At 51.9% G+C, this 21,997-nt stretch carries 17 protein-coding genes; 15 read left to right on the top strand and 2 right to left on the bottom strand.

Annotated features, from left to right (window positions below):
- Positions 1 to 42: 42 nt before the first annotated feature.
- Both CA13_RS10100 and CA13_RS10095 read right to left on the bottom strand, forming a co-directional pair.
- Entirely contained in the window at positions 43 to 1,587 is a 1,545-nt protein-coding gene (locus tag CA13_RS10100) for a sulfatase family protein (protein ID WP_419194146.1), read from the bottom strand.
- A 268-nt stretch (positions 1,588 to 1,855) separates the two neighbouring features.
- Entirely contained in the window at positions 1,856 to 3,154 is a 1,299-nt protein-coding gene (locus tag CA13_RS10095) for a Gfo/Idh/MocA family protein (protein WP_419195105.1), read from the bottom strand.
- A 332-nt stretch (positions 3,155 to 3,486) separates the two neighbouring features.
- On the opposite strand from CA13_RS10095, the gene CA13_RS10090 reads away from it, so the two are divergent.
- The 15 genes from CA13_RS10090 (at position 3,487) to CA13_RS10025 (ending at position 21,785) form a co-directional block, all read left to right on the top strand.
- Complete coding sequence (locus CA13_RS10090) at positions 3,487 to 4,035, top strand: sigma-70 family RNA polymerase sigma factor (RefSeq protein WP_146396014.1); 549 nt, start codon at positions 3,487 to 3,489, stop codon at positions 4,033 to 4,035.
- Positions 4,035 to 5,633, top strand: a complete 1,599-nt coding sequence (locus tag CA13_RS10085) for a hypothetical protein (protein ID WP_146396012.1) — start codon at positions 4,035 to 4,037, stop codon at positions 5,631 to 5,633. The genes CA13_RS10090 and CA13_RS10085 overlap by 1 nt, the downstream gene beginning before the upstream one ends.
- Positions 5,634 to 5,671: 38 nt before the next feature.
- A complete protein-coding gene (locus CA13_RS10080) occupies positions 5,672 to 5,896 on the top strand; it encodes a hypothetical protein (RefSeq protein ID WP_146396010.1) in 225 nt (74 codons plus the stop codon).
- Between the two features lie 4 nt (positions 5,897 to 5,900).
- Positions 5,901 to 7,328: a sulfatase family protein gene (locus CA13_RS10075; protein ID WP_146396008.1), complete on the top strand. Its 1,428-nt coding sequence runs from the start codon at positions 5,901 to 5,903 to the stop codon at positions 7,326 to 7,328.
- Positions 7,329 to 7,606: 278 nt separating this feature from the next.
- Positions 7,607 to 8,896, top strand: coding sequence for a DUF1559 domain-containing protein (locus tag CA13_RS10070; RefSeq protein ID WP_146396006.1), 1,290 nt, complete (start codon positions 7,607 to 7,609; stop codon positions 8,894 to 8,896).
- A 102-nt stretch (positions 8,897 to 8,998) separates the two neighbouring features.
- Entirely contained in the window at positions 8,999 to 9,175 is a 177-nt protein-coding gene (locus CA13_RS34970) for a hypothetical protein (protein WP_419194145.1), read from the top strand.
- A gap of 603 nt (positions 9,176 to 9,778) precedes the next feature.
- Positions 9,779 to 9,946 (top strand): hypothetical protein, encoded by a 168-nt coding sequence (locus tag CA13_RS10065; RefSeq protein WP_419194144.1) that lies wholly within the window; start codon positions 9,779 to 9,781, stop codon positions 9,944 to 9,946.
- A gap of 9 nt (positions 9,947 to 9,955) precedes the next feature.
- Positions 9,956 to 11,485 (top strand): arylsulfatase, encoded by a 1,530-nt coding sequence (locus CA13_RS10060; protein WP_146396003.1) that lies wholly within the window; start codon positions 9,956 to 9,958, stop codon positions 11,483 to 11,485.
- A 221-nt stretch (positions 11,486 to 11,706) separates the two neighbouring features.
- Positions 11,707 to 12,261: a sigma-70 family RNA polymerase sigma factor gene (locus CA13_RS10055; RefSeq protein WP_146396002.1), complete on the top strand. Its 555-nt coding sequence runs from the start codon at positions 11,707 to 11,709 to the stop codon at positions 12,259 to 12,261.
- A gap of 488 nt (positions 12,262 to 12,749) precedes the next feature.
- Positions 12,750 to 13,178 carry a glycoside hydrolase family 95-like protein gene (locus CA13_RS10050; protein WP_146396000.1) on the top strand — a complete coding sequence of 143 codons (429 nt, stop codon included), beginning with the start codon at positions 12,750 to 12,752 and terminating at the stop codon, positions 13,176 to 13,178.
- Positions 13,179 to 13,373: 195 nt separating this feature from the next.
- Positions 13,374 to 14,747 (top strand): sulfatase-like hydrolase/transferase, encoded by a 1,374-nt coding sequence (locus CA13_RS10045; protein ID WP_419194143.1) that lies wholly within the window; start codon positions 13,374 to 13,376, stop codon positions 14,745 to 14,747.
- On the top strand, positions 14,744 to 16,249 hold the full coding sequence (locus CA13_RS10040) for a sulfatase (protein WP_146395998.1): 1,506 nt from the start codon (positions 14,744 to 14,746) through the stop codon (positions 16,247 to 16,249). The genes CA13_RS10045 and CA13_RS10040 overlap by 4 nt, the downstream gene beginning before the upstream one ends.
- 4 nt (positions 16,250 to 16,253) lie before the next feature.
- Positions 16,254 to 18,029 (top strand): arylsulfatase, encoded by a 1,776-nt coding sequence (locus CA13_RS10035; RefSeq protein WP_419194142.1) that lies wholly within the window; start codon positions 16,254 to 16,256, stop codon positions 18,027 to 18,029.
- A gap of 279 nt (positions 18,030 to 18,308) precedes the next feature.
- A complete protein-coding gene (locus CA13_RS10030) occupies positions 18,309 to 19,775 on the top strand; it encodes a sulfatase family protein (protein ID WP_146395996.1) in 1,467 nt (488 codons plus the stop codon).
- An 84-nt stretch (positions 19,776 to 19,859) separates the two neighbouring features.
- Positions 19,860 to 21,785: a 3-keto-alpha-glucoside-1,2-lyase-like domain-containing protein gene (locus CA13_RS10025; RefSeq protein ID WP_146395995.1), complete on the top strand. Its 1,926-nt coding sequence runs from the start codon at positions 19,860 to 19,862 to the stop codon at positions 21,783 to 21,785.
- Positions 21,786 to 21,997 lie beyond the last annotated feature (212 nt).

Genomic DNA, 21,997 nt, shown 5'->3' with positions numbered 1-21,997 from the left:
GAATGCATCGAGTTCGATTGGGTTTTCTAAGCCGATGGTAAATCATGAACGCACAACGGGGGTTGTTCGTACGCCACTTTCACGGATCCGAATGTACTCTTCACGCATTTCCTTGACTTGCTGGGCGTGCTCGGGATTGTTGACTTTGTTTTGCTCCTCATGCTCCGTCGGATTGTCGTTCAGATTGAAGAGTGCGACCGGCTTGTACTCGGTAAGTTTGTGATTGCTTTTCAGAGTCAACTTCCAGCCGTCTTTGCGGAACATCACTTCATTCTTACTGCCAGCCTGCATCATGATGAACTCGCGACGCTGAAAACCTTTTTCACCAGTCAGCAGAGGTAACAAATTGAGTGAGTCCATGGCTTGGTCGGCGGGAACTTTTACTTTCAATAGAGACGCCATCGTTGCCAGCATGTCTTGGTTGATGACCGGTTCGTTACTGACGCTGCCCTTCGCGATTTTTCCATTCCAGACGGCCACAAACGGAACGCGGTGTCCGCCTTCATGTGGTGCATTCTTGAAACCTCGCCACTCGCCGCTCGAATCATGTCCCGCCTTCTCGGTGTCTTTGTCGACGTTCAAGCCCCCATTGTCGGATGTGAATACGATTAGCGTGTTGTCGTAGACACCGTTGGCTTTGAGCGCTTTGACGATTCGAGCGAGTTGCTGATCGAGATCACGCAGCGTATCAAGGTGTTTTGAAGGTGTGGTTCCGGCGATTTTTAGTCCATCGAATTCGTCCGTCGGGCAATGCGGCAAATGAACTTGGGGGCTCCAGTAACACAAAAAGAACGGATCCTTGCCGGAGTGCTCGTCGATGAAGTCGACCGCTTTGGCCGAAAGCAGTTTTCCAATCTCACGCGTGTCCCAGTTTGAATCACCAAGTCCCGGGCCTTTGTCGGAAACAAAAGCCGGGTCGATGGCTGATTTTTCATCGACGAAGATGATTTTTGAATCTTGTTTCAGCGGAAACCAAGTGCCATTTTCATACACGCAGTAAGATGGCCCCTGGATTCCGCAGGGCAGGGTCAGGCTGTAATCAAAGCCGATCGACGGTGGACCACCACCGACCATGTTGGTCATGTCAACCGTTACGTCCGGATTGTTGCGTTCGTTTTCACGGTAAACCTCACCTGTTTTTGAATCCAGGAAATCGCCGCCAAGATGCCACTTGCCAATAAATCCCGTCGCGTAAGCAGCCGCTTTCGCGACGCGTCCAAGTGTTGCTTCTTCCGCGCGGAAAGGGCTAGGACGAAACGTGCCCCAGACGCCCCAAGGAGCATAGCTGCGGTAGTTCATGTTGCCGCTCATCACACAGTAACGCGTGGGGGAACAAAGCGCCGTCGCGGAATGGGCATCGGTGAACCACATACCATCTCGCGCGAGTGCATCCATCGCGGGTGTGGGTACCAGCGATTTCTGTGCTTGGAATTTCTCGTGGTAATAGTTGACGTCACCGAGACCGAGGTCATCGGCCATAATCAGCACGATGTTGGGACGTTCGGCGGCCTTGCAAAAGGAGCTGAATCCCATCAGACAAACGGCGAATAGAAAAGCCAACCGGTGCTTGGGTAAAGGACTTCTCATGGAATCACGTTTGAGTACGAGTTTTGGACAGGAGAGGTTTACGGCTAGATTCGTTACTGAATCGGAGTTTAGCTTGCCCGCTAATTTGACCTGATCTGAGCGAATGACAAGTCTTCGGCCGGGCAAACATACTCGATTGCGTCGTCCGTACCTCTTTTACCGCAGGCACGGGGGTTTTACTGCAGGCACGGGGGTTTTACTGCAGGCACGGGGGTTTTACTGCAGGCACGGGGGTTTTACTGCAGGCACGGGGATCGGGGGCAAATCACTAGACTTCGATCTCGTAGCCTTCTCGGTAGGGTCGGCTCATCATACTGGCTGCAAGTTCATCGCCGGTGATTTGTTCGGTGGCTTGGTCCCAATGGATCGTACGGCCAAGGCGGCAACAGATTCCGGCAAGGTGGCATACGTTCAACATTTTCATATGCGAATGAACGTCCGAGATCGGCAGCGTGCGATGTTCGATCGAATGGATGAAGTTAGCCCAATGAGCCGGTCGGTCGTTTCCAATGATCGGCATGCCACGATAGACTTTGGCGATTGCTTCTTCGGGCAGTGGTTTGGACGCTAGGTATTCAACTGGCTTACCAACAAGTTTGCCCCGGTTGACAAAAATCCGTCCGAGTTCGCCTTCGAACAAAATGCCGTTGTCGACGTCATGGCGGATATTCATCACAACGTCACCGTCAATAAAGTCAACATCCAGATTGAACGCCCGAGCGGTGTTGTAACGGTTGTTAAGCATGGGGATTCCGTCTTTGAACTCAACATCGTGTTCTGCGGATCCGGCTACCGATACCGGGTCGTTGTTTTGTCCAGCCGCGGCGATCCCAAGCATTGCGATGTCGATGTGGTGAGCACCCCAATCGGTCAGCTTGCCACCGGAATGTTCATACCACCAGCGAAAATGAGTGTGGCAGTTGGTGTAAAATTTGTCCCTATTGGCATCCTTCAAGAAACGATAATCCATTGGCGGCGACGGTCCGAGCCAGCGATCCCAATCAAGTCCTTTGGGAACATCCGCGATCGGAATCTCAGGACTCCATCCGCCAGCATCAATCCCCACGGTGATCTGTTTGAGTTTCCCGAGGCGTCCGTCAGCGATTATTGCCAAAGCTTTGTTGAACCGATTGAAACTGCTTCGCTGTTGAGTCCCAACCTGGACGACACGACCCGTTTCCTTTTGCACTTTTCGAATCAACTTGCCTTCGTCAATGGTCAGCGTTAGCGGCTTTTCACAGTAAGCATCTTTGCCCGCCAGCATCGCTTCGATCAGAATCTTGGTATGCCAGTGATCGGGCGTCGAAATTTGCACAACGTCGATGTCTTCGCGTGCGAGCACTTCGCGGTAGTCGGCATAGAGGTCCGCTTCCCCGTCACACAGTAACTGATTTCCGTGGCTGAGATGACGGGCATCCACGTCGCACAACGCAACCAAGTCGGCATACTCTTTGCCAACCGGTGCCGTCCGCGTTCCGTTTCCTCCCACACCAATCAATGCGAATCGCAAACGTTCGCTTTTTGATTGGGCAGCCACTCGTGACGCAGTGAATGTGTAGGGAACCATTGCGGCGGTTGTCAACGCAGCGGCTTGGTTAAGGAACCTTCGTCGCGAGGAAGCTAAGGTGGGCGTGTTCTTCATTGGGTTAGGTTTGTAAGATCGGGGGGAGTCAAGGCGAAATGAGCGTGAACGGAAGGTAATCGCATGGGGGCCCCCATTTTGAACCTTTTTAGAATTAAAATTTTGCCAGTTCCGAGAACTTTTGGGATTTCGCTCGAGAAAAAACTCCAAAAAACGTAGACGCACGCGGTCTTCTATCTGCCCCCGACGATCAACGGAGTCACGTCTCCAGATTTTGGAACCTGTTGAATGAACGGCAAAGTAACCGGGAGAACGAAATGACGGATGAACAGGAACCAGCGGTGGATATCGCGAAGGAAGAGGCCTTCATGCGGCTGTTTCTGCAATCAGAACGGCGGATCCTTGGTTTCGTCTTGTCCCTGGTTCCAAACATGGCCGATGCCGAAGACCTGCTGCAAGAAACCTGTACGACGATGTGGCGGAAGTACGACGCATTCGAGCCTGGGACGAATTTTGCGGCTTGGGGGATTACGATCGCTCGATATCAAGTGCTTCGTTATCGTCGAAAGAAACAGACTTCCAAGGTGCTTTTCAGCGAGCCCACCATGTTGATGATCGCAGAGGCCGCTGGGCAATTGTCGTCTCAAAGTGACGTGCGTGCTGAGGCCCTGCAGTCCTGTTTGTCGGAGCTGCGTGAGAAGGATCACCAGCTAATTCAATTGAAGTACTTTGCTGAGAATTCGACCAAGGAGGTTTCGGCGCAAGTCGGTCGCAGCGTTGAGTCGGTTTACAAGTCGCTCAATCGAATACACGACCGTTTGCTCTATTGCATTCGGCAATCGCTGCGGGCAGAGAGGGCCAACTGATGGATACACCCCAGGAACACAACCGTTTGATGGAGCTGGTGGGTTTGTTGCGTGAAGGTGAGCTCGACGCAGAATCGATGCGAGAGCTCGAAGCGATCATGCAAAACGATCCCGCCGCCTTGGATTATTACGTCGAGTCGGTAGACCTATATTCCATGCTTCATCGACAACATGGCGATGTGAAGGAATCGGTGGATTCGGTTCCGCCAAACCCGCAGGCTCCGGTTGATCGCGTTGGAAAACGGCGTTCGCTTGGAACGGCGGCTTGGCTCGCAATGGCGATGAGCGTCAGCCTCATTGTGGGAGCTGGCATCGACCATTGGTTCTGGGGGAATCGCACGACATCGAAGTCGGATGCGACGGAGGTGGCTCGCCGCTACGATCCCGAATCACAGGAAATCGCAACGCTCAGGTATGCATCGGGGTGTCGATGGGCCGCGGCCAGCGCGTTGCGATATGAGGGGCAGCGGCTTTCGAGCGAATCGCTGCAGCTCGAAACCGGAATCGCTGTGGTTCAGTTTGATTGCGATGTGAGTTTGGTCATCGAGGGGCCGACTCGGCTTGATTTGGTAGCCGTTGATGAAGCTCTGTTGGTCAAAGGCAAGGCTGTTTTTCGTGGGCTCACAGATTTAGATTGCTTCACGCTAAGAACTCCTTTTTCAAAGATATTAGATGAAGGCACCGAGTATGCCGTGTCAGTGGATTCGTCGGGCGATGTCATGGAGATCCATGTTTTCGATGGGCGTGTTCACTATGAATCCAATGACACATTGACCGAGGCTGTGCATCTGGACGCTGGTCAAGCACGCCGCGTCGAGGCGTGCGGAAATCAGAAGAAGATCCCGCTTGCATCTGCTGACTTTGCCCGAGGGCCCGCCGCTCATGCGAAGCAAGACAATGCGTTGATCCTCTCGGAGTCTTTCTCTTATGGAGGCGAAAAACTCGTTGGTCAGGATGGCGGTAAGGGTTGGAATGGCGGCTGGAAACGATCCAACAAACGCGTTCAAGCCGACGTCGCGGAAGTTGTTTCTTCACACGCCATTGCATGGCCTGGTGCGACGACGGCGTCCGATCGTGGAAGTGTGCTGCTAAGCGGAACCACGTCATTGACCCGGTCCTTAGAAAAGCCTATTCGTATGGACCGGGACGTTGCATACTACGTCAGCTTTTTGGTTCGAAAACCTGATCTTCAACGGAGTAAACCTTCGTCGGGTTGGGCTTTCATTACCTTGCACGACCCGACAGGAAACAAAATCGCAATCAGCCCATGCGGAAGGATGGGGACGCCGAAGTTGATTCACAACGGACGAACCGCAAAAACAACGAAAAGCCTCCGTGAATCCGATTCGCAGCTGATTGTTTGCAAGATATCTGCGCATCGCAAAAAGGTCGACCAAGTATTTGCTCGTGTCTACGAATTCGGCACTGCTGTGGATTCTGTCGAGCCGCTAGCGTGGAGTATGGGGACGCGTCCCATTCTCGACAACAGCGTGTTTGATGAGATCCGACTTGTCTCGAATGAATCCGATCCCGTGCAGATTGGCGATATCCGTATCGGAAAGACTTGGGGCTCGGTTACATCCGGCTATATTGAGTGAGACGTACGGGACGAGAAACTTAGAGCATTTGAAGTTGGATGAAGGCGAGGACCGGTCCTGGCATTGCGGCGCCAGGTGAGGTCGTGGCCAATGAAATCCTGGCCTACAACGATCCTGCCTACAACGATCCTGCCTACAACGATCCTGGCCTACAACGATCCCTCGTCAATGATGAAAATGATCTCGATTGCGACTCGCCGCTCTCGGAAGCGAAGTCTCGGCAATCCCCCGACTCTTATCCCCCGACTCTTACCCGCGATTAGACTCATGTACCGACTCGTCTTGCTTGGTTTTGTTTTTTGCACCAGCGGAATCGTCTCCGCTGCGGACCAACCCAATATCGTCTTGTTCGTCTCTGATGATCATGGGATGGATGCACTTGGTTGTTACGGCAATCCAATCATCAAGACGCCGCACTTGGATCAGTTGGCAAAAGAAGGTGTTCGTTTTACGCAGGCTTATTGCACCAGTGCTAGTTGTGCCGCGAGTCGCTCTGTCATTCTGACCGGAAAATTCGGACACGCCACCGGTTCCTATGGGCATGTGCATGACTATCACCATTTCAGCACCTTCGAGTCGGTCAAGTCTTTGCCCGTCTTGCTTAACAAGGCCGGTTATACGACGGCACGCGTTGGAAAGTACCATTTGGCTCCAGAGTCAGTTTACAAATTTGATAGGGTCTTAAGTGCCGACCCTCGCAACACCGTTGAAATGGCGACGGCATGTGAAGGGGTGATCAATCAAGAACGTCCTTTCTTTCTCTATTTTTGTACCGATGATCCTCATCGAGACGCACCGTTTCAACCCGAACCGTGGGACGCCCCCAATTCATTTGGTAATCGTGAGCAAGGTTTTCCAGGAGTCGACACCGTCAAATACAAACCGGCCGATGTGATTGTCCCTCCGTTCTTGCCAGACACACAACCATGTCGCGAAGAATTGGCGGAGTACTACCAATCGGTGTCTCGAATTGACCAGGGGTTCGGAAAGCTGGTGGAGTCGCTTAGGAAGGCGGGCAAATCGGACAACACGATTGTGATCTACATTTCAGACAACGGGATTGCCTTTCCCGGTGCGAAAACAACTGTCTATGAACCTGGCGTGAAGTTGCCTTGCATCGTCAAGGATCCACGCATGAAGAACCAAGGTATCGTCAATAACGCCATGATCACCTGGGCTGATTTGACACCCACTATTCTAAGTTTTGCAGGCGTCAAGTATTCAGCTTCTGACTTTCACGGTCGCAATTTCACAACAATACTTGGCGAGACAAGCCCAAAGGGTTGGAATGAAATCTATGCGTCGCATAACTTTCATGAACTGACGATGTACTACCCGATGCGCGTTGTTCGTGAAGGCAAATTCAAGTTGATTTGGAACATTGCCTGGCGGCTGGAATACCCATTTGCGTCCGACCTTTGGGCTGCCTCAACATGGCAAAGTGTTTACCGCTCTGGTGGCGAGACTTTTGGAAAACGCAAGGTGAAGGATTATCTATTTCGGGCTGAGTTCGAACTCTATGACCTTTCCAAGGATGTCGACGAAATTCAAAATCTTGCCACAGACGAAGACCATGCTGACGTCTTGAAAAGGCTGAAGGGAAAGCTAAAAGCATTCCAATTGAAGACCAAGGATCCTTGGGTGATCTTGTGGGACCACGACGACAGTATGCAAGGAACGGGTGTTGGATTGTAGAAACCGAAGCGACGAATATTGCAAATGATCTTCGAAGCTTACCGCGAATTGCTTCCATTTTACGGTTCGTTAGCGTCAGTTGCTCAATCGAAAACCGCCCGATTTGACGCCGCTCCCTCCTGCGGAGGGGGGCGTGTGGGCTGGAGCCGAGAATTATAAAAAGGAGTGGCGGAATCGGTAGACGGAAGAGTATTGTCCTACTATAACAATTATTGAGGTGGTCTATTCGCCTTTGTTTTAGGCCTTTTTCAGATTCTGCTTTTCTTGGAGGTGTTTTCATGCGTTCCCGTTTCAAATCCCAGCGAGCTTTTACGTTAGTGGAACTCCTTGTGGTGATCGCCATTATTGGTGTTCTGGTTGGTTTATTGCTGCCTGCGGTTCAGGCAGCCCGCGAAGCAGCACGTCGGATGAGCTGCAGTAATAATTTCAAGCAAATTGGCTTGGGGTTGCATAACTATCACTCTGCCTACAACCAGCTTCCGCGGCAGTATGGTGGAACACGAACTCCCACGAACAGGCTGTGGTATGCCGGTGGTGACGGTGCCCAGTCTGCCAATGGGACTTTGCTAAGTTTCTTGGTTGGGTTGACCCCCTTCGTCGAGCAGCAGGCATTATGGGAGCAAATCTCCAATCCGAATAATTCCTACTGGAACGGTTCAGCCGTGGTGACTCCAATGCCCATCAGTCCCTGGAATGCCATGGGCCCTTCGCCGCATGAATCAAGGTATGTTCCATGGCGTACGGAGGTACCAACATTTCGCTGTCCTAGTGATCCTGGTAAGGGTGAGCCATCTTATGGACGAACGAATTATGCGGCCTGTCTTGGTGACGGGATTAGCTACACCAGTTCCGGTGTGGGGTCTTACAATGGTGGCAACCAGGTTTGGCTTGATGAAGCATCCGTTGGATCAAACCTGTGGCAGACGCCATCGGGTCGAGCGCAGTATACGCGAGCGGGGTGTCGTGGCATTTTCGTTCCCAGGCAAGATACATCGTTTCGTGATATTCTCGATGGTCTATCCAATACGATTATGTGTGGCGAAATTGCAACCGATCTTGGGGACATGGATAAGCGAACGATCCCGATGCGAACCGGTAGCCACAACAGTGCAACCACTGGGCCACTTCGCGAACCCGATGCTTGTACTGACTTAGGTTACATTGATCCTCTGCGTCCGCAGTTCTGGTACCCTGCTGGGCGAAACAATGGTAGTGCTCCATCAAACGGAATGGTCGAGCGACCACAATTTGGGCGTGGTTATCGCTGGGCGGTTGCCACCCCGGTTCAAACAGGCGTGTTGACGATCCTGGCCCCCAACCGAGAAGTCTGCAATGCGTACTCGCACAATTCGGAGTCAACTGCGCCGCCTAGTAGTCGCCACCAAGGCGGAGTTCATGTTCTAATGGGCGATGGTGCAGTCAGGTTCATCACCGATTCGATCGAAGCAGGTGACTCAAGTGCTGACGGCAGATTTCTCAACAACCGGCCGGGCGGCCAGAGTCCCTACGGGCTTTGGGGGGCACTTGGCTCTCGTAGTGCTAAAGAAGTCATTGACGAAGATTTCTAAACGATTTCTAATTCGTGCAAACTTTGCGTTCATAACGTTGGGTGCATTCGAGGCATCCAACGTTGTTCCATTTTATGTTCCCTCTTTTGAGAGATCCCAGTCATGTTGCAAGCACGTTACGTGTTCTTGTTGTTGTCTTCGCTGTTTGTCTTTTCGCTTGGTTGTGGTGGGGATAAGGCCCCTGAGATCATTGAAGGGCCAGTGATGGACAATGGCGGAATGTCCGAAGAGGAAGTGAATTTCTCGCAGCCAGCTGAGGAAACCGCTGGCGGCTATTAAGTCAAAAAGTCGGCGAGATTTGTAACCAAACGGGTGAGTCATTCACGGTTACAAGGTGGGGTTGATCCGGTTGGGTGTTTGTTTTCAACCGATCATGTGCCGCAGCCTTTGTTACGATCTTGTTAGATTCAAAGATGGGCTTTCTCGCAGCTTTTTATTTGAACATGTAAGTGGTTAGCCGAAGACGCAGGCGATTCGCTCTCCAGCGTCAGCGGTTAGCCGTTGCATAATGTTCATTCGCTTGATGCACAATTCGCACGCCGCTCACCACGGGGCAACGCTTGTATCCAATGCAGGCAGTTTCCTTTCCAATCGTGGTTGTTTGTCTTTTCTTATTCACGGTGGTGCATACACGCTTTCTGTTGTGTTTTCAACCGAATCGGTTCGTTCCATGCGACCCCTGAGCTTCTATCAAAAGAAAGCGTCACGCCCGATACGAACGAGGTCCGCGTAAAGATTCCGAAGGTGGAAGGCTTCGAACAATCGGGATATGTTAGTGGAGACTCGCTGATGTTTGTGGGCGGATGAGATGGGTGTTGGTTGTGGGTGGCAAATCTGGGAACGACCTGATGGTGCCCTTCGATCGAAACGGCAACGGGCGAAATGGCAACGGGCGAAATGGCAACGGGCGAAATGGCAACGGGCGAAATGGCAACGGGCGAAAGGGCAACGGGTTCACGCCTGGTGAATTTGCCAGCAAGCTACTGGATCACACCCGCGCTGGTAAGCTGTTTAATGGATGGTCTCGAACTACTGCTCGTTAACAACTAGGTAAATCATATGACATTGCGGATTTTCGTGCTCTTGCTGGTAGTGGTTGGAAGTACATGGAATGCAACGGCGCAAACCAATCCTCTTCCCAACGTGGTTCTGATTTTTGCCGATGACCTCGGGCCTGGGATGCTTGGTTGCTATGGACAACAAGTGGTGACGACGCCGAATATTGACCAGTTAGCCGCAGACGGTATCAAGTTCAATAACTATTATGGGGCCGTTTTTTGTGCGCCATCGCGTTGGACGTTGCTGTCGGGAATGCACGATGGGCGAAGAGGAGGTTGGGCGCATACCAGGGCTGGTTTGCCAATCCAACGAGATGATGGCCGAATCACGGAGGCGGAGTATCAAGATAGATTGGTTCAGTTAAAAGCGAATGCCAATCCGATTGCACCTGAGGAGGTTTTTCTCGGCCAAGTGGCTCAGGCGGCTGGCTACAAAACCTCGCAGTTTGGCAAACTCGATCGCGGATTCCTGACATGGCATGAACGGGTGAAACGATTCGGTTGGGATTTCTACGAGGGGTATTTCGACCACGCTCGCTGCCATGGTTTCTATCCGCCTTATCTGTGGCGCAACGGCGAGCGGTTTGAGTTGGAAGGGAACCACATGGCCAATTGTGGCAAGACCAGTGAGATCGGCAATGAACCGATCGGATACGGCGGGGCAACCTATTCGCAAAACGTCTTTATTGAAGGCATCCTGAAATACATTCGTGATCATAAGGACGAACGTTTCTTCTTGTATCATCCGACTCAGTTGCCTCATGGACCCGTGGCTATTCCAAGCCTGCATCCGGATTTCGCGGAGCATCCGACAATGAGTTTGGCGGAGAAGAAGTATGCTTCGATGATTAAGATGTTGGACGATCATGTGGGGCTGATTATGACTGAGCTAAAAACACAGGGCCTCGACGAGAATACCGTCGTGCTGTTCAGTTCAGACAACGGTCATGAGTTGTATTACGGGCCGAAACCGAGCTACAAGAAACAAATTTTGCCGAGTGGTGAAAAAGCCAATCTGGACGACAAAAAATGGCGCACCTCCGAGTGCGGCGACGTGTTCAATGGCGCAGGCGGTCGTGCTGGGTTGAAACGCTCGGGCTATCAGGGCGGAATGCAGTGTCCATTGATCGTGCGTTGGCCCGGGCGTATCGCACCAGGTACCGAAACGGATTTACTAAGTGCCCACTACGATTTCATGGCGACATTGGCTGATATCGGCGGAGCGGAGGTTCCAATTGGCAAAGATAGTATCTCTTACCTGCCGACGCTGCTTGGGCAACCTCAGACGCAAACGCATGAATATGTGATCGTCAATAATCACAACCGCGTGATGGGGTCGACGGCGTTGATTTCCCGCGATGGTTGGAAATTGGTTGAAATGAACCGCGCGAAAGACGAATTCCAGCTTTACAACATCAATGACGATAACGAAGAGCGTCACAATCTCGCCATGCAATATCCGGAAAAAGTGGCTGCCTTGAAGGCCATCCTCCTGAGCGAACTTGACTCTGAACGCCCGGATTTAAATTAGTGGAAAGGGGACATGTTCATTGACGCTGCGCCCTGTGACCAACGTGCTGTCGATTTTTGTGGTGACGGTAAAGACAACGTTTCAGCAGACGCCGATGGCAGTCTTTCTTTAGCGAATTTTCAGTGTTTCCAATGTTTGTCGAGGCCTTTGTCGCTTCGGAATGAATGCCAAGGTAAAATCAGTCTTCTTGCAGAATCGTTTTGTGGAACGGAGGGAGCTATATGAATCAATCATCACAAGAAGCTCGCTATAGCCGTTTTGTTGTTTTGCTGGCACGCAATGACCATTCGATCCGGCGTTTCGTGCGTTCGCTATTACCGTCGCGCGATGGCGTTGATGATGTGGTTCAAGATGTCGCGTTGGAATGTTGGAGGAAGTTTGCAGATTTTGAAGGGGATGAGGATGATGTTGAAAAAGAACCTGATGAATTCATCCGCTGGGCTTGTGTGATCGCTCGCTATAAAGTGCTCAGCCACCAACGGGATCGGGCTCGGGATCGATTGGTATTCCGCGAAAGCGTTTTGCACCAACTCGCGACGACTGCATTGGATCGATTCGATGAACAAAATGCGGAGCGACAGTCGATTGACAATTGCCTTGATAAGATGAACGACGATTCGAGGCGACTGATATTGAGTGTTTACGAGCCGGGCGACTCCGTGACTCGAATCGCCAATGAGACCGGTCAGAAGGCCCGCCGTCTGTACACCAAGGTCAATGCTTTGCGACGCATGTTGTTGGATTGTCTCAAGCAACAAAAAACGAACGAATGTTGAGTGAATAGGACTCCCAATGGACCAATCACTCCGACGTGTCTCGATGAAGATTTTGTTCGTTTCCACGATGCAATTTAGAGCGATGAAAAGGTTCGTGCCAAGTGTTCATGAATGCTAGGTGCAGGGGCGGCTACTTGCATGCTGGCTTTCAAAAAGAGGGGAATCGACCGAGGGATCTCGGACGAGAAAAAAAATTGTCCCTCATCGGTGTGACGAAGGACCGGGAACGCCTTTGCATCTCAATTTTGTATGAAAGCGTGTCATGAGAGAGAGTCCGCAGCGTGCTGTTTGGACCATGCTCTCGTTTGCTTTACTGTTTTCGAGCAACGCTTTGCATCGACACACGTCTCATCCTTGGGCCTTTGCCCGGGAAATCGGATCGCCGAAAACACACCAACGTTGTTTGAGGCTGCTCGCAAATCGCGTGATTGTCGTGTTAAACGCGGTGCGACTGCTTCACCGGAATACCAGGGTGCGCTGCGTGAGTGATGTGCAGCTACACATGTCTGGTCGACGTTGATGCGGCCTACAAGCACTTACGTCACATTTTGTGTAACAGTTCTTGGCCTAATCTGTTCGCCGTCGGCGAGCGTGGGCGTGAACGAAAAATGTTCGAAACGGACGTCAACTTTGGTTCCACCTCAGCGATCGCAGAGATGCTGGCACAGAGTCATGCTAGATCCATCCCTCTGTTGCCCGCTCTGCCGACAGCCTTGCCCGATGGCAGCGTGAAAGGCTTGCGAGCACGAGGTGGCGTTGCGGTTGACATCGAATGGGCGAATGGGCAGATGAAAACTGCTACAATCAAGTCGATCAATGGCAGTCCGTGCAAACTGAAATACGGAAAGGTATTGATTGAGTTCGAAACGGTCTCCGGTCAGGAGTATCGAATCGACTCGTTACTAAAGCGAATTTGATTCGATGGGAGCGTACCTGAATTATTTCGTTTATCGGAGTGGTAGACGAGGGAACTGGTTTTACGAAAGGCGACCACTTCAACGCACTTTGGGATAGGCCCATTCACGAAGAGTAAAAAGCTTGGCGGCGAAAAGGAATCAAGCGTCCAGAAAAGATAATGTTGATCGAATATATACGTCTAAGAAAGAGGATAGATGAAGACCAAATTGATGCGAATGTTTATTCTTGCGTGCTGCATGCCCTTGGCCTCAACGGCATTGGCGGATGCGAGTCCCAATATCGTACTGATCCTGACGGATGACCAGGGATGGAGCCAACGCTCAGGGGCCATGCGTCCGGATGTTTCCGACTCGTATTCCGACTACCTCTGGACGCCGAACATGGATCGCATTGCCGCCGAGGGTATGCGTTTTACCAGCGGATATTCTCCCGCGCCACTCTGTACGCCAACACGTCGCAGTATCCTCTGTGGATCCAGTGCAGCACGTAGTGGCACCGAGTTTAAAAGCAGTTGGGTGCCATCAGACCACATGACGATTCCGAAGGCGATGAAGCTGGCAAACCCAGCCTATCGATGTGCCCATTTCGGCAAGTGGGGCGAACTGATGATCTCCTCGCCCGAAGAGTGTGGCTATGACGTCAGCGATGGACACACCGGAAACGTCACTGGCGGAATGGAAGATAAAATGCAACCGTTCCACATTGCAGAGGATCCCAAGCGGACAGGTTCAGTAACCGATCGAGCGGTTCAGTTCATGACCGAACAGGTTGACGCAGGGCAGCCCTTTTATGCCCAAGTTAGCTACTATGCGGTCCATTTGCGAATTGAACTGCTGGAGGCCACGCTCAAAAAATACCAGCAGAAAGGCGCGCCTGACCGCGCTTATCCGCATGGCTGGGCGGGCATGCTAGAAGAGTTGGATGCAGGGATTGGCAACTTATTAAACGCATTGGATGAGCTCGGCGTCTCCGAGAACACTTATGTCGTTTTCATGAGTGACAACGGCGGGCGTGGAACGGTGCCCGGAGGAAACAGTAAGAGCCTTCCCCCGAATGCTCCTTTGTCGGGCGCAAAGCATTCTCTGCTGGAAGGTGGCATCCGCGTGCCGTTCATGGTGCGTGGTCCGTCGATTCAGCCGGGATCTATCTGTCGAGTTCCGGTTGTCGGCTATGACCTGCTGCCAACCTTCTATGCACTGGCCGGCGGCAAGGACACGCTCGGCAACGAAATCGACGGCGGGAACATTGCCTCGTTATTTGCGAATCCGAAAGTGGCGGCGGTAGACCGTCCATTGGATGCGTTGATATTTCACCGCCCGAACAGAGGCATGTCTGCTGCACGGCAGGGGGAATTCAAACTGTTTGCCAAAGTGAATCCGCAAGGCAAAATCAAATCCAGCCAGCTTTTTAATGTTGAATTGGATTACAAAGAAGAACAGGATCTATCGGGCGAGATGCCGGAATTGGCTGATCGTTTGAAATCGCTGCTGACTGATTTTGTTGCGAAGGTCGTGGTGGATGAACCCGTGAAAGAAAAGCTTAATCGAAAGAAGAAGAGGCAACCGTGAAATCATTTACGCTAAGTACAATCGTTTGCAGTCTGTTCTTCCTCAGCGGCACGGTCGTGACGGGTGAAGATAGGCTGCATGTGGAACGCCCGTCCAAACCAAACGTCCTTTTCATCATATCGGACGACCTGAACACGTCGCTGAGCGGGTTCGGTCATCCGCAATGTAAGACGCCCAACCTCGATAAACTCGCCGCGCGAGGTGTTCGATTTGCGAATATGCACTGCCAATACCCGGTTTGTGGTGCGTCGCGCGCATCGATCATGTCGGGGCAGTATCCCTACACGACACGAACGTTGGGCAACGCAGGAACGCTTCGCGGCAATATGCCAAATGTAGTAACGATGTCGCAATTGTTCCGCAATCATGGTTATTACGCAGCCCGCGTGAGTAAGATTTATCACATGCGAATTCCCATGGATATCGTGGATGGGACAACAAGCCATGACGATCCCATGTCATGGGATGAAGCAATCAATGTCCAGGCACTCGAGCATAATGCTCCGGGCGAGCTAACTAACTGGTCGCCAAAAGACAAGGGAACGCAGGCGTTCCGCGGTGTGGTTGCTGAAGGCGGTGATTCCGACCACGCCGATGGTATGGCGGCGGATCGAGCCATCGAGCTTTTGGATAAACTGAAAGACCGCCCGTTCTTCCTGGCAGTCGGTTTTGTACGGCCCCATGTCCCGCTTGTTGCGCCGGCTAAATACTTCAAACTCTATCATCGTGATGAGATGGTTGCGCCGCTGGTTTCAGAGGATGACTTGGACGATGTTCCGACGATTATTCGCGATTACAAGGAAAACAGCAAAACCTACGGCGTCACTCCACAACTCCACAAAGGGCTGTTGCAGGCATACTATTCCAGTATTTCCTATATGGATGCGCAGGTGGGGCGAGTGCTCGGCGCGCTCGAAGAACGTGGGCTCGCGGATAATACGATCGTTGTCTTTACCAGTGACCATGGTTACCTACTTGGGCATCACAATAAGTTCCAAAAACAGCATCTGTTCGAGGAAGCAACGCAAGTTCCTTTCATTGTAAGCGTTCCTTGGAAAGACAATCGGCATGGATCAGAGACGACTAAGGTTACCGAGCTGATTGACCTCTATCCGACTCTTGCTGAGTTGGCCGGTTTACCGGGCCCCGATTCCCTTCAAGGAACGAGCATGATGCCGTTGCTTGACGATCCTGCGTCGCCGCATTGGCAAAAAAACGAAGCGTTTACTATCAGTCGCAGCGGCGGCGAATCGTTGCGCAACGAAAACTGGCGATTTACACAGTGGGGCTTTGGAGACGCGGGCTTTGAGCTGTACGACTTGAAAAATGATCCGGGTGAATTCACAAACTTGGCGGCGGATCCCAAGTACGCAAACGTCGTAGATGCGTTGCGGAAACGGATTGCGGAAAAACGCATCGAAGCTGGTTATCGAGCGGGCCTATTCAAGAAAGATGTTTCCAAAAAACGTCCGGCAAAAAATTCTAATCAGAGTAAGAAATGAGACGATGAGAACGGTTTTCCTATTGATGGTATCCATGGTGGTTTGTGATGCGGCAATGGCGGCAAAGCCACCGAATGTGATTCTCGTGATGACCGACGACCTGGGCTATGGCGACGTGGCAGCCCATGGCAATCCCATTATCCGTACGCCATGCATTGATGAACTGTTTCGTCAATCGATCCGGCTAACCGACTTTCATGTGGACCCGACGTGTGCGCCGACACGCGCCGCGCTGATGACGGGTAAGTACGCGCATCGCGCTCGGGTGTGGCATACCGTTCGAGGCGGCAATCACCTGCGAGCTTCTGAAACCACGATGGCCGACATCTTTAAACATAACGGTTACGATACGGCCATCTTTGGAAAGTGGCATCTTGGGGCAAACTACCCCTACCGCCCAATGGATCGTGGCTTTGACGAGTGGTTAGGCCTGGGCGACGGAGGTACCAATACGAGTGATTGCTATTTCTGGAATGACCGCGTCAATGATACGTATTGGCATAACGGCGAGCGCGAATACCGCGAAGGATTCAATCCCGATACGTTCTTCAACGCTGCGAAAGACTTCTTGGAAAACCACGAAGGTGATAATCCGTTCTTCATCTACCTGCCGACGTATGTGCCCCATAAACCTTATACGTTCCCCAATGCCGAATTCCACAAATACTATATGGAGCAGGGAGTTGAAAAGGAATTGGCAGCCTTCTTTGCGTCGATTGAGCGGGTTGACTGGAATCTTGGTCAGCTTCGACAGGTGCTCAAGGATGCGGGCCTAGCAGAGAATACGATCCTGATCTTCATGACGGATAACGGAAGCTCGCACGGAAGGGAATCGTTCAACGCCGGCATGTCAGGCGGCAAAGGTAGCACCAATGAGGGCGGTCACCGAGTCCCCTGTTTCATTCATTGGCCCGCGGGTGAACTTGGCGCTCCACGCGATATCCCGACGCTGACGGCACATATTGACTTGCTGCCAACACTGGCGGATTTGTGTGGAATGAAACTTCCGAAGCCGATCGATTTCGATGGGCGTAGTCTAGTGCCGCTGGTCCGAGGTGATACTGGAAATTGGCCTGCTCGAACCTTGGTTGTCGAGAAGCAAAGACAAGTTGAGTACAACCGGGTTTACAATGCGATCATGACTCAGCAGTGGCGGCTTCTCGGGCACAACAAACTTTATGACATTCAAAAAGATCCAGGCCAGAAAACGAATGTCGCCAAAGACCATCTGGAAGTAGTCGAGCGATTAATCAAGGACTTTGACCACTACTGGGAACGAGTCACCCCAGACGACCGCAGTTTTCCGACGCCGATCGCCGGAACACCTCACGACACAGAACTGCTGTTGAGCTTTTCTGAGCTTCGAGATGGTGAAGGCTATTCGCACGGTTACGCTGCCGAAGGTCACGAAGTGAAAGGTGTCTGGCATTTGGAGGCAGCCCAAGCAGGAACTTATCAATTCGAGGTGCGCCGTTGGCCCGTCGAGGCAACGGCACCGCTGCGAGGTGTTCCCGAAGTGACCAAGACCGTGGATGCGTGGTCAACGCGTGGTCCGAAAGAGACGTTACTCACAAAAGGAATCATCACGCCACTTCCTGTTGCATCGGTGTCGCTAAGGGTGGGGGAGTTTTGTGAAGAACGGCAGGTCGCCGATGCAGACGAATCACTGCTGTTTGAAGTTCCGCTTCCGAAAGGAAAAACGACCATTGAAGCAACCTTTTTTGACCAAGACGGCAATCGGATGACAAATGCCTACTACGTCTACGTTCGGAAGAAATAGCCATGTTTGTGTGCTGGCGCAAATTCGCAATGCACGTCCTGAGTACACAGAGGCAATGGAACCGGCTGGAAACTAAAAAGAAGACACGCAATTGTTTTTTTAATCACCACCCCCAAGAATAAATGCTATGGAAATGTCTTCGACCGAAACCTTGCCTGGACCTAAATGAACTATCGTGTGTATCCGGACGACACAGGTCGATGAAATAAAATGGATGTAAACTCGAAGCCGCTTGCAAAAATAACCGGGTCTGAATCCCCGAAAGAGAATAGACAAATCATGAATATCAAATCAGCTTTGATTGCGGGATTCGTTGTTGCCTCAATGGCGGCTTCAGCGGTTTCGCAAGACCGGCCGAATATCATCCTGATGATGTGCGACGATATGGGATGGGGCGACACTGGTTTCAACGGAAATGCGATTATCGAGACGCCGCATTTGGATACGATAGCCAAGGAGGGGGCGATCCTGAACCATTTCTATTCGGTTGGCCCCGTCTGCTCGCCGACACGGGCCTCCTTCCTGACCGGACGTCATTACTTCCGAATGGGTGTCTGGACGGCCAATAAAGGGCATCTTCCAAAAGAGGAATATACGGTTGCTAGGATGCTCAAGGCGGAAGGTTATACCACCGGCCATTTTGGAAAGTGGCATCTCGGAACACTGGATAAAGTGATCTCATCCAAAGGAAAAGGACGTAGGCCGGAAGCGAACTATGCTCCGCCGTGGGAACGCGACTATGACGTTTCGTTCGTAACCGAATCGGCTGTTTGTACATGGGACCCAGGGATTGGTTCTCGAGCAAAAAACAACCCGTATTATGAAAACGGCGTGCCCACACATGAAAATGTTTTAGGATGCGATTCGCGAGTGTTGATGGATCGGGTGATCCCATTCATTCAAAACGCCGCGCACAGCGATACTCCGTTTCTAGCGGTGGTTTGGTTCCATGCTCCGCACGAAAATATTCAGGCCGGGCCGGAGTACTTGAAGATGTATGAAGGTCACGGTGAAGCGGCACATTACTACGGCTGCATTACGGCGGTGGATGACCAGGTTGGTCGTTTGCGTGCCGAGCTAGAAAAACTAGGTGTGGCTGACAACACCGCGTTGTTTTTCTGCAGCGACAATGGCCCAGAAGGAGCCGTTCCGAAAGACCGATCCAAAACGCGACGGGCCGGAAGTGCAGGCGAGTTTACCGGACGAAAACGCGATGTGACCGATGGCGGCGTGCGCGTTCCGGCATTGGCACTGTGGCTAGGCCGGATCCAACCTGGCTCGTTCATTGATGTCCCGATGTCGGTACTGGACTACCTTCCCACCGTTCGTGCGATGACTGATGCCTCGCTTCCCGATGGGCGAAAACTTGATGGCGAGAATATCCTGCCGATCCTGTGCGGTGACTCGAAAGAGCATCGAACCGCGATTCCGTTTCGCTACCAGAAGCACGCCTGTCTTGTGAAAGGCAAATATAAGCTGATCATCGAGTCCCCCGACGATAATGCGCTCGATCGTTTGTTCGATCTTTCTAAAGACGTTGCTGAGTCGAATAATATCCTGGCTCAGTACCCCGAAATCGCGCAACAAATGAGGGCCGAAATTCTCGCATTTCTCGCCTCAGCGAAGGCAAGCCATAACGGCAGCGACTACGGCGTGTCTAGCTACACACCAGTCGATCCTTGGGAAGAGCTCGGCAAGCAAACGGCAAAGAGGAAGAAGAAAACAGACAAGCAAGCCGTACGGTGAATTTCCCGACGCCTTGCTTGCCGATGGGAAAAATTCAGACACAGTTCATTAACCTCTTCATTCCAACTGATCGCAAAGGCTTCCATGAAAATACAACTATTCTTACTTCTGTTCTTTTCAAGTTTCGTGGTTGTTCACGAATCGACGGCACAAACACCGGACACCCAACAAGGTTTCCTCGGCAATTGGGGGCTCGTGATGCCCGGTGGAACCGCCGGTTGGTTGACCATCAACCAAGTCGACGGCGAGTTCAACGGAGAATTGTGGACGGTGGGCATGGGACGAAATACTCGTGACATGGTGCTTGCCAACGACACGCTGACGTTCTTGCGTCGCATCCCGGTTGGTGAGCCCGAATACGATGGCGGGCCACCCACGGGAGCAAAGATTGACGTCAAGCATCGCGCCACCGTCGATGGCGACCGCATCACATTGGTGATGGAATGTCCGTTGGATGACGGTGAAGTTGAAGAGTTGATCTTTCACGGCAAACGGTTGTCGCCATTGCCACCGAAACCGGATTTAGACCAGATCAAATTTGGCGATCCCGTCGAACTGTTCAATGGCAAGGACTTGGCCGGATGGCGGCTTACCAATCCAAAGCAGATCAACGGTTGGACGGCGGAAAACAGTGAGCTTGTGAACACGACACCGAAACTCAGTTTCAATCCGTTCTCACACTATGGCAATCTTCGGACCGATCAGGAGTTCTTGGATTTCAATCTGCGACTTGAGTTTAATGTGCCATCGGGGGGCAATAGCGGCGTCTATCTTCGTGGTCGGTATGAGGCGCAAGTGGTCGACCGTGACAGCCGGATGCAAGGCATTCAAGGCGTTGGCGCGATCTTCAGCCGAATTCCTCCAACCAGCAAGGCTGGCAAATCCGGCGGCGAATGGCAAACGTATGATATTACTCTGGTCGATCGTCACGCCACCGTCATTCTGAATGGCACGAAAGTGATCGACAACGAACCGATCATCGGCTGTACAAACGGGGCGCTCAGTGCCGATGACGACGCTCCGGGACCGATCTACCTGCAAGGCGATCACACCGCAGTACGCTATCGCAACATTGTGCTGCGACCGGTCATTAATGATGATGTAAAAAAAGGGCAGAAGCCTGCAAATAATTCGAAAATCAAGAAAGGTAACAAGGTTCAACTCCCCGATGGTGTGTCGATTCATCGAGATATTCCCTACACCAACAGTGGTCACGAGCGACATACGTTAGATCTTTATTTACCAGCAGGCGATGAAAACGCTGGGTCACGTCCACTCGTCGTTTGGATCCATGGTGGCGGTTGGTGGAAAGGCAGTAAGGACTCAATTGTCAAGCAGTCCTTTGTTTTACGGGAAGGGTTTGCTTTGGCGTCGATCAACTATCGTCTGTCCAGCGATGCGATCTTTCCCGCGCAAATACATGACTGCAAAGCTGCGATACGGTTCCTGCGAAAAAACGCAGAGCAGTACAACATCGACTCCAATCGCATCGGTGTTTGGGGATCGTCTGCGGGTGGCCATTTGGTCGCCCTGCTTGGGACAAGCGGTGACGTCGCCGAATTGGAGGGCGATCTTGGCGAAACCGGAGTATCAAGTCGAGTCCAGGCAGTATGCGATTGGTTTGGGCCAACTGATTTTCTGAAGAGGAATAATCGCTCGAACAACCCCACATTGAAAAATCGCGACATTTCCAAGCATCCATTGCCTATGCTTCTCGGTGGCTTGATCCAGGACAGGCAAGACGAAGCGCGTGCAGCTAGTCCGGTGAGTTACATTTCCGCAGACGACCCGCCCTTTCTGATTATGCACGGTGACAGCGATCTGCTGGTTAAGCTGGAGCAAAGTACAAGATTTCACCATCGACTGCGGGACACAGGTATTCCGTCAACATTGATTATCTATCCCGGCCATGGACACAGTTTTTTCAAAGAGCCAGAGCAACATCAACAAGTCATTGACTTTTTTTCAAAGCACTTGCTTGGTGAAAAGGATTCTCTCCTGGATCAGTAGGACCTCTTTGCTTGCTGTGAGAGTCTCGACGCTTAGCAAATTCGAAGTTGCTGCCATTGAGTGCAGTCGTACCTTTGAAATCAACATCAGGACTTTCTGAACGAACAAAAGGTAACGGCATTCAAAGAGAGGCCGTGCAAGCGAAAAAATGTGCGAAGCAACGGGTCGTATCCCGGCGTCAATTGAAAACGGTACTTCCCTCTGCTATCGAG

Source organism: Novipirellula herctigrandis (assembly GCA_007859835.1).
Taxonomy (GTDB): Bacteria; Planctomycetota; Planctomycetia; order Pirellulales; family Pirellulaceae; genus Novipirellula_A; species Novipirellula_A herctigrandis.
This window is presented reverse-complemented; position numbering and strand designations above follow the sequence as displayed.

Coding starts and splice junctions, on each gene's coding strand:
- CA13_RS10100 (WP_419194146.1), bottom strand. CDS start 1,587: ATGAGAAGTCCTTTACCCAAGCACCGGTTGGCTTTTCTATTCGCCGTT.
- CA13_RS10095 (WP_419195105.1), bottom strand. CDS start 3,154: ATGGTTCCCTACACATTCACTGCGTCACGAGTGGCTGCCCAATCAAAA.
- CA13_RS10090 (WP_146396014.1), top strand. CDS start 3,487: ATGACGGATGAACAGGAACCAGCGGTGGATATCGCGAAGGAAGAGGCC.
- CA13_RS10085 (WP_146396012.1), top strand. CDS start 4,035: ATGGATACACCCCAGGAACACAACCGTTTGATGGAGCTGGTGGGTTTG.
- CA13_RS10080 (WP_146396010.1), top strand. CDS start 5,672: ATGAAGGCGAGGACCGGTCCTGGCATTGCGGCGCCAGGTGAGGTCGTG.
- CA13_RS10075 (WP_146396008.1), top strand. CDS start 5,901: ATGTACCGACTCGTCTTGCTTGGTTTTGTTTTTTGCACCAGCGGAATC.
- CA13_RS10070 (WP_146396006.1), top strand. CDS start 7,607: ATGCGTTCCCGTTTCAAATCCCAGCGAGCTTTTACGTTAGTGGAACTC.
- CA13_RS34970 (WP_419194145.1), top strand. CDS start 8,999: ATGTTGCAAGCACGTTACGTGTTCTTGTTGTTGTCTTCGCTGTTTGTC.
- CA13_RS10065 (WP_419194144.1), top strand. CDS start 9,779: ATGGCAACGGGCGAAATGGCAACGGGCGAAATGGCAACGGGCGAAATG.
- CA13_RS10060 (WP_146396003.1), top strand. CDS start 9,956: ATGACATTGCGGATTTTCGTGCTCTTGCTGGTAGTGGTTGGAAGTACA.
- CA13_RS10055 (WP_146396002.1), top strand. CDS start 11,707: ATGAATCAATCATCACAAGAAGCTCGCTATAGCCGTTTTGTTGTTTTG.
- CA13_RS10050 (WP_146396000.1), top strand. CDS start 12,750: ATGTGCAGCTACACATGTCTGGTCGACGTTGATGCGGCCTACAAGCAC.
- CA13_RS10045 (WP_419194143.1), top strand. CDS start 13,374: ATGAAGACCAAATTGATGCGAATGTTTATTCTTGCGTGCTGCATGCCC.
- CA13_RS10035 (WP_419194142.1), top strand. CDS start 16,254: ATGAGAACGGTTTTCCTATTGATGGTATCCATGGTGGTTTGTGATGCG.
- CA13_RS10030 (WP_146395996.1), top strand. CDS start 18,309: ATGAATATCAAATCAGCTTTGATTGCGGGATTCGTTGTTGCCTCAATG.
- CA13_RS10025 (WP_146395995.1), top strand. CDS start 19,860: ATGAAAATACAACTATTCTTACTTCTGTTCTTTTCAAGTTTCGTGGTT.